The sequence below is a fragment of the Sphingomonas sp. LHG3406-1 genome (genome assembly GCF_029637485.1).
Lineage (GTDB): Bacteria > Pseudomonadota > Alphaproteobacteria > Sphingomonadales > Sphingomonadaceae > Sphingomicrobium.
Genome location: NZ_CP069128.1, coordinates 653,264 through 667,132 on the forward strand (window position 1 = coordinate 653,264; position 13,869 = coordinate 667,132).

At 67.7% G+C, this 13,869-nt stretch carries 19 protein-coding genes; 10 read left to right on the forward strand and 9 right to left on the reverse strand.

Going from position 1 to position 13,869, the window contains the following annotated elements:
* Window positions 1-68: 68 nt before the first annotated feature.
* Both JOY29_RS03225 and JOY29_RS03230 read left to right on the forward strand, forming a co-directional pair.
* Entirely contained in the window at window positions 69-437 is a 369-nt protein-coding gene (locus JOY29_RS03225) for a DUF4440 domain-containing protein (protein WP_300974763.1), read from the forward strand.
* Between the two features lie 116 nt (window positions 438-553).
* The gene (locus JOY29_RS03230) at window positions 554-730 is read left to right on the forward strand and encodes a hypothetical protein (protein WP_367280028.1); all 177 of its coding nucleotides are present in this window, start codon (window positions 554-556) and stop codon (window positions 728-730) included.
* Here JOY29_RS03230 and JOY29_RS03235 read toward each other — a convergent pair.
* The gene (locus tag JOY29_RS03235) at window positions 703-1,458 is read right to left on the reverse strand and encodes a molybdopterin-binding protein (protein WP_300974765.1); all 756 of its coding nucleotides are present in this window, start codon (window positions 1,456-1,458) and stop codon (window positions 703-705) included. The two genes, JOY29_RS03230 and JOY29_RS03235, sit on opposite strands and share 28 nt — an antisense overlap.
* Before the next feature lie 45 nt (window positions 1,459-1,503).
* Between JOY29_RS03235 and map the strand changes: the two genes are divergently transcribed.
* Window positions 1,504-2,331, forward strand: a complete 828-nt coding sequence (gene map, locus JOY29_RS03240; protein ID WP_300975468.1) for a type I methionyl aminopeptidase — start codon at window positions 1,504-1,506, stop codon at window positions 2,329-2,331.
* Window positions 2,332-2,362: 31 nt separating this feature from the next.
* Here map and JOY29_RS03245 read toward each other — a convergent pair whose 3' ends face one another.
* Window positions 2,363-3,103, reverse strand: coding sequence for a phosphocholine cytidylyltransferase family protein (locus JOY29_RS03245; protein ID WP_300974766.1), 741 nt, complete (start codon window positions 3,101-3,103; stop codon window positions 2,363-2,365).
* An 80-nt stretch (window positions 3,104-3,183) separates the two neighbouring features.
* Between JOY29_RS03245 and JOY29_RS03250 the strand changes: the two genes are divergently transcribed.
* Together JOY29_RS03250 and JOY29_RS03255 are read left to right on the forward strand one after the other, a co-directional pair.
* Window positions 3,184-3,522, forward strand: a complete 339-nt coding sequence (locus JOY29_RS03250) for a P-II family nitrogen regulator (protein WP_300974767.1) — start codon at window positions 3,184-3,186, stop codon at window positions 3,520-3,522.
* A gap of 36 nt (window positions 3,523-3,558) precedes the next feature.
* On the forward strand, window positions 3,559-3,774 hold the full coding sequence (locus JOY29_RS03255) for a helix-turn-helix domain-containing protein (RefSeq protein WP_300974768.1): 216 nt from the start codon (window positions 3,559-3,561) through the stop codon (window positions 3,772-3,774).
* Here JOY29_RS03255 and JOY29_RS03260 read toward each other — a convergent pair.
* A complete protein-coding gene (locus tag JOY29_RS03260; protein WP_300974769.1) occupies window positions 3,771-4,205 on the reverse strand; it encodes a DUF4440 domain-containing protein in 435 nt (144 codons plus the stop codon). The two genes, JOY29_RS03255 and JOY29_RS03260, sit on opposite strands and share 4 nt — an antisense overlap.
* Window positions 4,206-4,314: 109 nt before the next feature.
* Here JOY29_RS03260 and JOY29_RS03265 point away from each other — a divergent pair, with 109 nt between their 5' ends.
* On the forward strand, window positions 4,315-4,797 hold the full coding sequence (locus JOY29_RS03265; RefSeq protein ID WP_300974770.1) for a VTT domain-containing protein: 483 nt from the start codon (window positions 4,315-4,317) through the stop codon (window positions 4,795-4,797).
* 9 nt (window positions 4,798-4,806) lie between these two features.
* Here JOY29_RS03265 and JOY29_RS03270 read toward each other — a convergent pair whose 3' ends face one another.
* A complete protein-coding gene (locus JOY29_RS03270) occupies window positions 4,807-6,858 on the reverse strand; it encodes a hypothetical protein (RefSeq protein ID WP_300974771.1) in 2,052 nt (683 codons plus the stop codon).
* 217 nt (window positions 6,859-7,075) lie between these two features.
* Here JOY29_RS03270 and glnA point away from each other — a divergent pair, with 217 nt between their 5' ends.
* Both glnA and JOY29_RS03280 read left to right on the forward strand, forming a co-directional pair.
* The gene (glnA, locus tag JOY29_RS03275) at window positions 7,076-8,494 is read left to right on the forward strand and encodes a type I glutamate--ammonia ligase (protein WP_300974773.1); all 1,419 of its coding nucleotides are present in this window, start codon (window positions 7,076-7,078) and stop codon (window positions 8,492-8,494) included.
* Window positions 8,495-8,581: 87 nt separating this feature from the next.
* Window positions 8,582-9,526 carry a PilZ domain-containing protein gene (locus JOY29_RS03280; RefSeq protein ID WP_300974774.1) on the forward strand — a complete coding sequence of 315 codons (945 nt, stop codon included), beginning with the start codon at window positions 8,582-8,584 and terminating at the stop codon, window positions 9,524-9,526.
* Window positions 9,527-9,529: 3 nt separating this feature from the next.
* Here JOY29_RS03280 and putP read toward each other — a convergent pair whose 3' ends face one another.
* Together putP and JOY29_RS03290 are read right to left on the reverse strand one after the other, a co-directional pair.
* The gene (gene putP / locus JOY29_RS03285; protein WP_300974775.1) at window positions 9,530-11,032 is read right to left on the reverse strand and encodes a sodium/proline symporter PutP; all 1,503 of its coding nucleotides are present in this window, start codon (window positions 11,030-11,032) and stop codon (window positions 9,530-9,532) included.
* A 45-nt stretch (window positions 11,033-11,077) separates the two neighbouring features.
* Window positions 11,078-11,284: a hypothetical protein gene (locus JOY29_RS03290; RefSeq protein WP_300974776.1), complete on the reverse strand. Its 207-nt coding sequence runs from the start codon at window positions 11,282-11,284 to the stop codon at window positions 11,078-11,080.
* Window positions 11,285-11,391: 107 nt separating this feature from the next.
* On the opposite strand from JOY29_RS03290, the gene JOY29_RS03295 reads away from it, so the two are divergent.
* Window positions 11,392-11,574, forward strand: a complete 183-nt coding sequence (locus JOY29_RS03295; protein WP_300974777.1) for a hypothetical protein — start codon at window positions 11,392-11,394, stop codon at window positions 11,572-11,574.
* On the opposite strand, the gene JOY29_RS03300 is transcribed toward JOY29_RS03295, so the two are convergent.
* Entirely contained in the window at window positions 11,571-12,194 is a 624-nt protein-coding gene (locus tag JOY29_RS03300) for a S24 family peptidase (protein WP_300974778.1), read from the reverse strand. The genes JOY29_RS03295 and JOY29_RS03300 overlap by 4 nt on opposite strands.
* A gap of 248 nt (window positions 12,195-12,442) precedes the next feature.
* Here JOY29_RS03300 and JOY29_RS03305 point away from each other — a divergent pair, with 248 nt between their 5' ends.
* Window positions 12,443-12,772 (forward strand): hypothetical protein, encoded by a 330-nt coding sequence (locus JOY29_RS03305; protein WP_300974779.1) that lies wholly within the window; start codon window positions 12,443-12,445, stop codon window positions 12,770-12,772.
* Here JOY29_RS03305 and JOY29_RS03310 read toward each other — a convergent pair.
* Together JOY29_RS03310 and JOY29_RS03315 are read right to left on the reverse strand one after the other, a co-directional pair.
* Complete coding sequence (locus JOY29_RS03310; protein ID WP_300974780.1) at window positions 12,769-13,278, reverse strand: hypothetical protein; 510 nt, start codon at window positions 13,276-13,278, stop codon at window positions 12,769-12,771. The two genes, JOY29_RS03305 and JOY29_RS03310, sit on opposite strands and share 4 nt — an antisense overlap.
* Before the next feature lie 24 nt (window positions 13,279-13,302).
* A complete protein-coding gene (locus tag JOY29_RS03315; RefSeq protein WP_300974781.1) occupies window positions 13,303-13,836 on the reverse strand; it encodes a type 1 glutamine amidotransferase domain-containing protein in 534 nt (177 codons plus the stop codon).
* Between the last annotated feature and the right edge of the window lie 33 nt (window positions 13,837-13,869).

The window sequence follows — 13,869 nt, forward strand, 5'->3', positions numbered from 1 at the left end:
TTGGGCCCGTGAACCCCATGCGCATCTTGGCCGTTGGCGGGTCAGGCGAATGGATGGGAGCGTGACGGATGGAAGACGAACGGATCTGGGCGATGGAAGAAAAGCTCTGGCACGGCGGCGAGGAGGTCTACGAGCGGCTGGTCGACGAGAATGTCGTCATGTCGCTTCCGGCCGAGCCCTTCATTTTCTCGCGCGACGAAGCGAAGGCCGCGGTCAAGGACACGCCACGCTGGGAGGAAGTGCGCTTCTCGGACCAGCGCGTGAACCGCCCGGAGGAAGGGCTGATCGTGATCGGCTACCAGGTCGAGGCGAAGCGCGGCGACGAGACCTATCGCTGCTTTGCAAGCTCCACCATGATGCGCCGCGGGCACGAGGACTGGACCGTGGTCCACCACAGCCAGGTCGTCCCGCCCAAGGTCGCGGTCGAGAACGCCTGACCGGCAATTATCCGGTCACGCCCGACGGCCGCTACTTCGTGGTTCGCGGCCGGCTGTGGCGGTTGAGCGATCCGTCGCTGGATCCCGCCCGGCGCGATGAGCTCGTGCGAGATCTGATGGACGCCCGCCGCAAGCGCGACCGGGCGCGGGTCGATGCGGCCAAGCGGGCACTCGGGGAGCGCGGTCCGGTATGGTGGACCGATGGCGATCCGGACTGGAACCGCCACCTGGCGAAGAACACGCCCTATGCGGACTGGTGGGCGGCTCAGATGCCGCCGGGCACGACCAGATAGCCGGCGCTCTCCATGCTTGCCAGGAGCAGGTCGGCGACGGCCTGTGCCTGGCCAATGTCTTCCGAACGGATGACGAAATTGGCGCCCACCTTACCTTCGCGGAAGAAGGGATAGGACCCGATGGCGATGCCCTCTTTCGCCTTCTCGGTCTCGCGCAGCAGGTCGGCGACCTCACTTTCGGGCACCATGCCGCCGATCGTCACGCTCACCAGCGGCCGCCCACCCTCGAGCGTCCCGGTCAGTGCGTCGAGCATGCCGGCTGTGATGTGCGGCACGCCGGCGAGGATGAAGATGTTGCCGTGGCGGATCCCGGGGGCGCCCGATACCTTGTTGACGATCAGCTCGGCGCCTTCCGGCACCCGGGCCATCCGCAGCCGCGCTTCGGTCAGCCCGCCGCGGTTCTCGTAATAACGCTCGAGGATGGCGCGGGCATCGGGCTGGACGACGACCTCCACCCCAAGCGCGGCCGCGATCGCATCGACCGTGATGTCGTCGTGGGTCGGACCGATGCCGCCGGTGGTAAACAGGTAATCGTTGCGCGCCCGCAACTGATTGACGGCTTCGACGATCCTTTCCTCCACGTCCGGCACGATGCGCACTTCGGCAAGGCGGATGCCCTGCACGTTCAGCCACGTCGCGATCTGCGCGACATTCCTGTCCTGCGTCCGGCCGGAGAGGATCTCGTCCCCGATGATGCAGAGTGCGGCGGTCCAGATTCGATCGGTCATCCTCGCGGGCTAACCTTTTCGGGCCGCCGTCGCTATATGGCCTTCATGACTCAATATGTGACCGTGACCGCCGACGACCGCAGCGAGGCGCGCAGCGGCGTCATTAAGCTGCATGGGCCCGACGGCTTCGCCGGGATGCGCGCGGCGGGGCGTCTCGCCGCCGAGATCCTCGATGCGCTGGTACCGATCGTCGTGCCCGGCGTGACCACGCAGGAGATCGACGCGTTCGTCTACCGCATGATGCGGGAAGCCGGCGCGGTGCCCGCCACGCTCGGCTATCGCGGCTACACCCACAGCTGCTGCACCTCGATCAACCATGTCGTCTGCCACGGCATTCCGGGCGACCGGCCGCTGAAGGACGGCGACATCGTCAACATCGACGTGACGCCCATCCTCGACGGCTGGCACGGGGACAGCAGCCGCATGTACCTGGTCGGCGACGTCGGCGTGAAGGCGCGGCGGCTGGTCGACAACACCTACGAATGCCTGATGATCGGGCTGGAGCAGGCCAGGCCCGGGAACCGCCTCGGCGACATCAGCGCCGCCATCCAGCGTCATGCCGAGAAGAATCGCTATTCGGTCGTCCGCGACTTCTGCGGCCACGGCCTCGGCCGGCTGTTCCACGACAGCCCGGAAGTGGTCCATGTCGGCCGTCCCGGCACCGGTCCCGAGCTCAAGCCCGGCATGTTCTTCACCGTCGAGCCGATGATCAACATCGGCCGCGCCGACTGCAAGATGCTCGACGACGGCTGGACCGCCGTCACTCGCGACCGCTCGCTGTCGGCCCAGTTCGAACACTCGATCGGCATCACCGAAGACGGCTGCGAGATCTTCACGAAGAGCCCCAAGGGGCTGGACCGGCCGCCTTACTGATCTTCCTGCGCGAGCCGGCAGAGCGACAGGGCTACCATCCCCTCACCAGCTCTTCCGCCGCGGCGACATCGTCGGGAAAGTCGACCTCGCCCCATTCCTCGCCCTCGATGGACAGGGTCCAGACGTCGCTCCCCTGCGCAAGATGGTGGATGACGCGAAGGTACCAGATCTGCGTGCCCTCGGGCGATCGCATCGCTTCCTCGATGGCGGCGCGGAAACGCTCGGCCCCGCCGGCGCGGAAGGCGAGCAGGCCGATGCTCTCGGCGTTGACGCCGTCGCCATCCGCCAGCCGCTTGCCGATGGCGCGCAGGCGTCCGCCCTCCTCGACCACCTTCATGTCGTCGGCATCGTAGCCCTCTTCCTTGCGGTCGATGGTGACGCAGATGCCCGGCCGGTCGTTCGCCACCACCCTGGCCATCAGCGCCGGCGAGACCATCGTGTCGCCGTTCCAGACCAGAGTGTCACCGCTCAGTGCCTCGCGCGCCATGTAGAGCGAGCCCGTATTGTCCGCGACCTTGTAGAAGGGGTTGAAGATGGTCCGGACCTCGGGCCCCTCCCCTTTCTGTCGCCGCCGCTCCAGCGCGGCCTCGATCTGGTCGTCGCGAAAGCCGGTCACCACGATGGCGCGTTCGATGCCCGCCCCGGCAAGCGTGTCGAGCTGCCGGTCGAGCAGGGTCCGCCCGCCGAACTCGATCAGGCACTTGGGCCGGTCGCTGGTGAGATGGCCGAGCCGGGAGCCCTGGCCGGCGGAGAGAATGATTGCCTGGCGCATGGGCCGAGCCGATTGGCGGGGAATTGCGGCAAAGCCAAGACGCTGTCTAAGGTGGGCCGGAGAGCCGAGGGAGTAGCTGAGTGAAGAAGGTCGAAGCGATCATCAAGCCGTTCAAGCTGGACGACGTGAAGGACGCCCTCCACGAGGTCGGGGTGAGCGGGATGACCGTCACCGAAGTCAAGGGCTTCGGCCGCCAGAAGGGCCACACCGAACTCTATCGCGGCGCCGAATATGTCATCGACTTTCTGCCCAAGGTGAAGGTCGAGGTGGTCGTCGAGGACAGCCTCGCCGACCGCACTGTCGAGGCCATCGCCAATGCCGCCCGCACGGGCCGGATCGGCGACGGAAAGATCTTCGTCTCGGCAATCGAGCAGGCCATCCGCATCCGCACCGGCGACGAGGGTCCGGATGCGATCTAGTCCATTCTCGCCTCTTCCCCTGCAGGGGGAGCGGCGATGACCGCCTCGGATCCCCGCCTCGCCTCCATGTCGCCGGACGAGCTGCGCCGCCACATGCGCGCGCTCGGCTATCGCACCCAGAACGAACTGGCCAACGCCATCGGCGTCAGCCGCTCGGCGGTCAGCCTCTGGCTCGAAGGAAAGGTGGGCGTGCCACGGCCCGTCGCGATGCTGCTGCGGATGCTCGTCGCGGCCCAGCGCCGGGCCTATTAGCGCCAGAGCTGGAGGCTGCGCACCGCGTCAGGAAAGGCCGGCCGTTCGTCGAGGCGCGATAATTGCCGATCGATGAGCTGCCAGCGGCGGGTCAGGCTCGACCGGCTCCAATGATCGCTCAACCACCAGCTCCCCGATACGTCCACGCCCTCGATGCTGCCCTGCAGCTCGATCTCGGCGGCGAACAGGGCGGTGGCGCCCAGCTGGCGTGAATAGATGCTCGTGCCGAAGCGATAGCCGCCGATCCGCCAGCGCGTGCCGGCCGCCTCGAGCAGGCTCTTGCGATCGAGCAGCACGGGCGGCTTGGCGCCGACCACCATCCGAAAGCGGCTGGCAAGCAGCCCCTTCATCGCCTTGCGATCGCCCTCCAGCCAGGCCCGCATCAACTGATGCTCGAGCGCTTCCGTCCGCGCGTTTGTGTCGGTCCCCATTCCTGGATCCTTAGCGGGCCGTGGCCCCAAGGCAACGGCTTGCCGATTGCATCGGGACAGGCAGCGGGCGCTACGGAACGCGAGCCTGCGAAGGAATGTTGTTTCGGCCATGGACCTTGCCACGCTGAACGTCGAGCTCGCCAACCTTCTGCCCGCCATCGGCGGGGCGGTCGGCGGCGCGTTGCTGCTGTTCGTGGCGGTGACGGCGCTGACCGCCTGCTCGGTCCCGGGCGTGCTCATTCCGATGAGCCTGACCGGCGGGCTGTTGCTCGGACCGGCGGTGGCGGTCGCCACCGTGATTGCCGGCGCCATCACCGGAAGCCTGCTGCTGTTCGCCTTGACCCGCCGCATCGGGGCCGAGCGGCTGAGGCAGAGGTTCGGCCACCGGCTCGCACCGCTGGAGGACCGGATGGCGCGCTTCGGGCCCTACGGCGTCGTCGCGCTTCGCCTGGTCGGGGCTCCCGGCCCGCTGATCACCGCCGGCGCTGCCCTGACCGCCATGCGTCGCACCCCCTTCGCCATCGCCACGCTCGTGGGCCTGCTGCCCAGCGTCGTCCTCGCCGCGACCGGCCCTGGACTGCTGCTCGGCTGAGGTCCGGCCTCAGCGGCAGTAAGCAAGCTTGCTGCGCGGGCAGTAGAAGGTCCGCCGGTTGTCGATGAACACGCCGAGCTGCGCCGGCACGTCGTTGTTGCCCGGATAGTCGCGCGCCGTCGGATGGATCCCGAAACCGCAGCCGAATACGCGATAGGGCCCGACCATGCCCACCTCGCGGATGCCGGTGCGCGACCCGCACGCCATGCCGATCTCGTTCAGGGTCTGCGGATGGTCCATCTTCGTGTAGGTGACCTGAAGCGGACCCGGGCAGCGCCATTCGGTCGAGTTGGGCCGCTGCTGGCACAGCACCATGCCTTCCTTGAAGGCAACCGGGCGAGCCTCTTCCTCGCGCTTGCGTTGCACTTCGGCGAGCCTCGCGGCTTCCGCCTGCCGGCGCTTCTCGGCGGCCGCCGCGGCGTCGGCCTCGCGGCGCTGGCGGTCGGCCTCGGCGGCTGCCCGGACCCGGTCCGCCTCGGCCTTGGCAGTCGCTGCGGCAGCCTGCCGTTCGCGCTCGGCCCGGGCATCGGCAAGCTGCTGCGCCCTTGCTGCATCGCCGGTCGCCTGACGCGCGGCGGCGGCATCGGCCATGCGCTGCTGCTGCTCGCGGGCCTCGGCCATCCGGCGCTGGTTCTCGGCGGCGACCCGCTCGGCCTCGATCCGCGCGGCCTCGCGCTGCGCGGCGGCCTGCGCTTCCGCACGGGCGATGGTCGCGTCGAGCTGGCGCTTGCTTTCGGCGGTCTTCTGCGCCTGCACGTCGTTCATCGCGTTGAGCTGGTCGAGCGTGTTGCCGCCTTCGGCCGCCTTGGTCGCGCCGATCATCGCCATCTCGATGCTGTTGGTGCCGCCGCCGCCCAGCATCGCGCCCATCAGCGCGCCGCCGAGCATCTTGCCGAACATGCCGCCGCCGCCACCCGACGCCTGCCGCTGCCGTTCGGCCTGTAGCGCCGCGAGGCGCGTCTGCTCGGCCTGCTGGCGGAAGGCGGTGACGGCGGCCTGGTCGATCCTCCGCCAGTCGCCGGGAATCTGGTAGCCGCGGTCCTTCTCGTCGTCGAATCCGCCGCCTTTCAGCCGGCCCATGCGGACCTGGAAGGTGCCGTCGGGCTTCGGGAAATAGCCGTAGCGGGACTTGGGCAGTAGGAACCCGCCGGGCACGAAGACGGCAACCTCGTCGGCGATGGTCAGCTTGCCCCCGGCAAGGCTGATCGCCGCGGTGCCGGTGTTGCCGTTGCCATGGACGAACTCATAGGCGACCGCGTTCGAACCGGCGCGGAAGGTGAGGATCATCCGGCCGTTGGACCAGGGTCCCGCCAGCCCCTGGAAGAAGGCCATTGCCTCCTGCCCCGTATAAAGCTTGGCGCCCATCCCCGTCGGGCGCGCATTGTGCGAGGCCTGCCTCCGAACCTCGCCGCTCGCGACCAGCTGCGCCAGCGTGATGCCCGCCTTGCCGTCCGCCCGCAGCGGCTCGATCTTGCGGGTGGCACCGGCGCTCCAGCGCTGGCGCACCGAGCCATCCTTCTCGCGCCACATGAAGCGCTCGGGCTTGCCCAGCGCCGACCACATGATCTCGCCGGTGGGAGCGAGGAAGAAGTCGACCTGCCGGTCGGCCGCCTCGGTCCCGGTCCGCTTGGCACCGGCCAGGCCGGCAAGCGCGCCGAGCCCACCCGCCGACGCGCCCGGAAGCGCGCCGCGTCCGGACAGCTTCAGTGTCGCCGGGTCGACCGTGAACAGGAACTGCTCGGCGCCCTTCGCCGTCCACAGGGTCGAACGGAGCACCCGCATCGGCTGGTCCCAGCGGAAGGTCAGGGGCATGCCACCGACCTCGAAATCGAGGTCGCCCATGTCGGCCAGCAATCCCCACGCGGGCCGCAGCCGCGCCTGCTCGGCGGCTTCGGCCGCCGCCCTTGCTGCGGCCGACCGGCGCGCCGCAGCATCGGCGGCCGCCTTCTTCTTCACTTGGGCGCCCGCAGCCGGCTTGCGCCTCGGAGCCGCCTCGGCGGGCAAGCCGAGCGAGAATGTGACAAGGACCGCCGCCGCAGCGGCGAGGATGTTGTGACGCATTGAAAACCCCCGAGAACGATTCGGCGTGTTGTTAACGCGGTTTAATCAGCCAGTGCGAGGGAGAGGTTAACGCCTGCTCGTTTTTGGCGGCCTCTGTGGCCTGGCTGCCTTTCCTGCCCTGGATCGGCGCGAAATCTTCACCGCGACCTTGGCGCACAGGCGGCTGGGCGGGCAAGGCCGCGCCCATCAGTGCTCACCTTCAAGGATGATGATTCTCATGGCCGAGACCGCCACCCCCGCCGCTGTTCTGAAGCGCATCGAGGATGAGGAGATCGAGTGGGTCGATCTTCGATTTACCGACCCCAAGGGCAAGTGGCAGCACCTCACCATGGCCGCGGGCGCCATCGACGAGGACATGCTCGAGGACGGTTTCATGTTCGACGGCTCGTCGATCGCGGGCTGGAAGGCGATCAACGAAAGCGACATGATCCTGAAGCCGGATCTTTCGGCGACCTACATCGATCCGTTCAGCGCCACCCCGATGCTGATCATCTGCTGCAACGTGGTGGAGCCGGCGACCGGCGAGCTCTACGCCCGTGATCCCCGCAGCACCGGTACCCGCGCCGAGGCCTATCTCAAGGCGACCGGCCTTGCCGACACCGTCTACGTCGGACCGGAAGCCGAATTCTTCATGTTCGACGACGTCCGCTTCGGCGATGACTATAACGGCAGCTATTACCACCTCGACGATATCGAGTTGCCGACCAACACCGGCCGCACCTACGAAGGGGGCAACATGGCCCACCGGCCGCGTGCCAAGGGCGGCTACTTCCCCGTCGCGCCGGTTGACAGCGCCGTCGACATCCGCGGCGAGATGGTTTCGACCATGCTCGAAATGGGCCTCCCCTGCGACAAGCACCACCATGAAGTCGCCGCCGCCCAGCATGAGCTCGGCCTGACCTTCGGCACCCTCGTCGAAACCGCCGACCGCATGCAGGTGTACAAATATGTCGTGCATCAGGTCGCCCATGCCTATGGCAAGACCGCGACCTTCATGCCCAAGCCGATCGCCAAGGATAATGGCTCGGGCATGCACACCCACTTCTCGCTGTGGAGCGGCGGCAAGCCCCTGTTCGCGGGCAACGGCTATGCCGGCCTCTCCGAGACGGCGCTCTACTTCATCGGTGGCGTCATCAAGCATGCCCGGGCGCTCAACGCCTTCACCAACCCGACCACCAACAGCTACAAGCGGCTGGTCCCGGGCTTCGAGGCGCCGGTGCTGCTCGCCTATTCGAGCCGTAACCGCTCCGCCTCCTGCCGCATCCCCTATGGCACCGGCGAGAAGAGCAAGCGGGTCGAGTTCCGCTTCCCCGACGCCATGGCCAATCCCTATCTCGCCTATGCCGCCATCCTCATGGCTGGCCTCGACGGCGTCCAGAACCGCATCCACCCGGGTGAGGCGATGGACAAGAACCTCTACGACCTTCCGCCATCGGAACTGGTCAACGTGCCCACCGTCTGCGGCTCCCTCCGCGAGGCGCTGACCGCGCTTGCCGCCGACAAGGACTTCCTCCTCAAGGGCGACGTCTTCTCCTCCGACCAGATCGACGCCTACATCGACCTCAAGTGGGAAGAGGTGCTCCGTTGGGAGACCACGCCGAGCCCGGTCGAGTTCGACATGTACTATTCGAGCTGAGCCATCTGCAGGACTAAACTGGTTTAGCCATTCGGTAACCCTCACGCGTTAGGATTCGCTGACTAACGCGTGGGGAGCGCCGTCGGCATGAACGAGTTCCGGGACCGCCTGTTCGGCGGAAAATCGTCCGAAGCACCCTTGCTTCGGGCCAAGAAGGGCCGCGAGGCGCCATCGCGCGCCGCCGAGGACGAAAGCTTCGCCGAGCTCGCCATTCCTCGCGACGCCCCGCGCCGGGCCAATCATCGCGACGGCGATCGTCACCGGCTCGATTCCGAGCAGGTGGAGATCGTCCACGAGGGCGAGAGCTACCGGGTCAACCTCATCAACCTGTCCGGCGGCGGCGCCATGATCGAAGGCCCGGTCACGCTGAAGCTGTGGGACCGTGTCGAGCTTCGGTTCGGCGAATGGAGCCGGGTCGAAGCTGCCGTCCGCTGGGTGCGCGGCGATCGCTTCGGCCTCGAATTCGCGCATGAAACGCGGATCGAAACGGGCAGCGAGGAACTGAACGAGACGCTCCGCGCCGTGATCATGCGCTCCTTCCCCGACCTCGCGCTTGCCGCGGACGCCGGCCCGGCACCGGAGCCTGAGCAAGCGACCGAAGCCGACTTCCCCACCAGCCATGCCGAGCGCGAGATCCGCCACCCGCTGATCTGGTCGGGCGCCGTCCATCACTGCCACGACACGACCCCGGTCCGGATTCGCAACATCAGCAGCAATGGTGCGCTGATCGAGGGCGGCGACTCCTTGCCGGTCGGCGCCGAACTGCTGCTCGACCTCGGCGAGGCTGGCGCCATCTTCGCATCCGTCCACTGGTCACGCGGCGACAGCGCAGGGCTCCGCTTCCATGTGCCCTACGACCTTCGCCAGCTCGCCGAGGCCCGGCCAGAGGTCGCCGGTCCGCGCTGGATCGCCCCCGACTATCTGCGCGACGACCGGTCCAGCAACAGCCCCTGGGCAAGCCAGTGGAACCGCGGCGATGTCACCGCCCTCCACCGCGCGCTCCAGCGCCGGCGTGGTATCCGCAAGAGCTGATCCTCAGGAAGCCTCGGCCGTCAGGCGCTTCCGCTCGGCCTCTGCTTCCTCGAACGTCCGCACTACATCCTCGGCCGGCGGCTTCCCGGCCAGGCTGACGAGCATCGCGGTGGCAAGGCAGGCAAGGAAGCCGGGGACGATCTCGTAGAGCACCGAACTCAGCGTCCTGCCGTCGGCGAGCACCGGCGCGTAGATCCACAACAGGACCGTGGCGGCACCGGCAACGATCCCGGCGAGGGCACCGTTGCGGGTCAGCCGCTTCCAGGTAAGCGCAAGGATGACGATCGGTCCGAAAGCGGCGCCGAACCCGGCCCATGCATTGGCCACCAGGCCAAGAATGGTCGTGTCGGGATCGTAGGCGAGCAGGATCGCGACCAGCGCCACGCCGAGCACGGACAGGCGCCCGACCATCACCAGCTCCTTCTGGCTGGCATTCCGGCGGAGATAGATACGGTAGAAATCCTCCGTCAGCGAGCTCGACGAAACCAGCAGCTGCGAGGAGATGGTGCTCATGATCGCGGCCAGTAGCGCGGCGAGCAGGAAGCCGGTGACCAGCGGATCGAACAGCAGCTGCGACAGCAGGATGAAGATGGTTTCCGGATCAGTGATCGCAGTCCCGGTCCGCGCGAAATAAGCGGCCCCGGTCAGCCCGGTTGCGAGGGCGCCGATCAAGGCGATCCCCATCCAGCCCATGCCGATGTTGCGCATGGCCGGCACGTCCCGCACCGAGCGCACCGCCATGAAGCGGACGATGATGTGCGGCTGTCCGAAATAGCCTAGCCCCCAGGCCAGCGAGGAGATGATTGAAACGAGGGTCAGGTCGCCGAACAGGTCGAAGGCCCGCGGATTGGCGGCACTGAGCGTGCTCGCGAATTGCCCGTCGAGCGAGGCGTAGGCGGCCACTGGCAGCAGCACCAGCGCCACGAACATGATGATGCCCTGAACAAAGTCGGTGAGGCTCACCGCAAGGAAGCCACCGAACAGGGTGTAGACCACCACTACGCCGGCAGTGATCCACAGGCCCAGCGCATAATCGGCTCCGAACGCGCTTTCGAACAACTTGCCGCCGGAGACCACGCCGGCGGAGGTGTAGAGGGTGAAGAAGATGATGATCACCACCGCGGAAACGACACGCAGGCTGTGGCTTGCGTCGCGGAAACGCTCCTCGAGAAACTGGGGGATGGTGATGCTGTCCCCGGTCTTCTCGGTATGCACCCGAAGGCGGGGCGCGACGATGATGTAGTTGAGCAATGCTCCCACGAACAGGCCGATGGCGATCCAGCTGGCACTGAGCCCGGACACGAAGGCGGCACCCGGAAGCCCAAGCATCAGCCAGCCCGACATGTCCGACGCGCCCGCCGACAGGGCCGCCACGGATGGGCTCAGCTGGCGGCCGCCGAGAAGATAGCCGGACGAATCCTCGGTCGATTTGCGCCACGCCCACAGCCCGATGCCGAGCATGAGCAGGAAATAGGCGGCAAGGCTGACGATGGTTCCGGTCTGCATCGCCGGAAGGAAGCGGAAGCCGGCAGCCGGGTCAACGCCCGCGCGTCAGTGGATCGTTCCGACCGGCTCGTCGCTCGCCAGGGTGGCGATTACCCGTTCGATCTGCCGCCAGTGGCAGAAGCCCAGCACGTTGCCGCGATCGCGCGCGCCTTCGGCACGCACCGCGGCCTCGAAACCGGCATCGTCGCCGAATGTCTCGATCAGCTGGCAGGCGTCGGTCAGGGCGTCACGGGAAGCGATGTAGGCAAGCATTCGCCTGCCTTATGCCGAGGAGCGAAAAGGTCCGGCCAACAAACAGGATTGATAAAGCATTCACCTTGTTTCTTGGCGGACGGCATCGCCTCTGCCAAAGGCGCCTCATGCAGCCTGACGCGAACAAGCCCCTCTATGCCGGCGGACTCCTCATCCTCGTCGGTTTCCTCGCCGGCTCCATCATCGGCATCAGGCAGGGCGAACCCAGCCGCGGAGCGATCATCGGCGTCGGCATCGCGGTCCTGATCGCCATCCTGCTCTGGCTGGTCGGTCGCAACCGCGCTCATTAGGAAAGCCGCCGCCCGATCCAGAGCACCCGCCCGACGAGATCGAGGTCCGACGGCGCGAGCCCTGGCCAGTCGGCATAGGCGGGATTGTCCGACTGGACGGTGACTTCCCGGCGAACCGGATGGAGGGTCAGGCGGCGCACCTGCAAGGCACCCTCGATACGCAGCAGATAGAGACCGTCACGAAGCCTGTCCGCGCCGTCCGCCACATCGACCAGCAGTTCGTCCTGTGCCTGGAGCGTCGGCGCCATCGCATCGCCTCCGACGCTGGCCGAACGGAGCATCGACCTGTCTTCCGGCGCAAGGGCCTCGAGCCAGTCCCTTGCGAACGCCATCGCCGGCGCTCCCCTGCCCTCGACCGGCTCGAAGCGGACATAGCCATCGAGCGTAGCCGCATCGAATTCGCCGCCCAGCGCCCGTTCGGACACGCCGAAGTGACGCGCAAGGATCCGCCGTTCGCGCTCGGGCAGCCGGCGCGGGGTTCCCCGCCGGACATACTGCTGGATGTAGGCGCTGTTGCGACCGAGCAGACGTGACAGGCTGGCGAAGTCCTCGCCTCTCTCTACGCAGAGCCGCTGAAGCAGCGCGCGGGGCTCGTCGATAGGCACAATCTTATCCCCCATAGGAAAACACCTAGACATGTAGGACGCCCGTTGAGATCAAGAGCGTGCCGAGTCGTCATTGGTCGGGGGGCCAGAGGCGTGTATTTACTAAGGGACGTTGAAAGATTTCTTAATCGTGAGAAGCTCAGCCCGGCCCGGTTCGGCCGGTTGGTAATGGGTGACCCAAGATTTGTCTTCGACCTGCGCCGGGGGAGGGAACCGCGAGCGCACACGGTCCGGCGAGTACGGGCCTATCTGGAGCAAGGGCGTTGAACCGGCCGCGGATGACGGCCTACGCCACTGCCCTCCTCCGTCTTCTTCTGCAACGGGCTGGCGAGGACCGCGATCGCATCCTCCTCAGCCGCTGGTCTACCACCGACTGGCAGAGCCTGACGCTTGAGGGCGAGCGTCACGAGGCGAGCTTCGTCGTGTCGGGCGATCAGCCGGAGAAGTTCGCGGCCTTGTGGCTTGCGGGGCTCTCGGATGCCGAATTCGACCTGCCGCGCGGCTTCGTCGCGGACATCGAGGTGACGGGGAAGCAGGTTCGGGAGGATGGCGCGGTCGAGGTGGAGATCGCCGCGCTGACCCTGAACGACTAGGCGAGGCTCCGGCGCAGGTCGCCCAGCGCCTGGCGGAGCGCGGCGGCGGCATCGACTTCGAGGTCGAGCACCGCCGCGCTTCGCTGGGTCGCGCCGGCACCGAGATGCTCCTCGATCCGCTGCCTGAGCTCACCCGGCGTCGGCAGCGGCCGCGCGGCGAACAACTGCACCACGCGCGAATCCTCCTGCGGGGGTGAGAGCCGGTCCTCGAGGACGAGCACCTCCTCCTCCTCCTCGGGCGCCTCCTCGGTGAGTTCGAGCGCATCCTCTTCGACAGGGTCGGCAGCCACCGGCAGCTCGAAGGTCGGTAGGCGGAATCGGCGCGGCTCGGGCTTGACCCGGCGCAGGACCGCCAGCGTCAGCAGCACCGTCACCGTCGCCGCGCCGACGCCCGGCAGCGATTGGCCGACGAGGTGCAGCGAAGCACCGACCGCCGCGCCGAGCACGCCTGCCGCAAGCCCGTCGGCAAACCAGCCGATCCAATCGTCCCCGCTCCCGTCGTCCATGGCGACCGGACTAAGCGGAAATGGTTAGGGCTTCGTTGCCAGCGCCGCCTCGAGCAGCGCGTCGGCGAAGGCGGCGCTGTCGGCTGGCCCGACCGCGGTGACGATCGTGCCGTCGCGAACGACCGGCCCCTCTTCGACGAACGCGCCCGCGTTGCGCAGGTCGGTCCGGATCGACCGCCAGCCCGTCGCCCTGACGCCGCGCAGGGCATCGGCCTCGACCAGCAGCCACGGCCCGTGGCAGATCGCCCCCACCGCCTTGCCCGCCGCGACGAACGCCCGCACCAGCGCCACGGCCTCCTCGTTCGTCCGCAGGTGATCGGGATTGATCAGCCCGCCGGGCAGCAGCAGCGCGTCCCATTCCTCCACGCGCGCCTGCCCGATGGCGAGGTCGGGCGTGATCCACTCGCCCGGATCGTCGAGCACGGTCGCCCGGATCGGCCGCACCGCCGGCGCCGCCACCGCCACCTCGCAGCCCTTCGCGCGCAGCCGTTCGAGCGGCACGAACAGCTCGTCCTGCTCGAACCCGTCGCTGGCCATGATAAGGACTTTGGTCTGCATGCGGAACAACCCCTGCGGCCCGGCGCTTCGCCA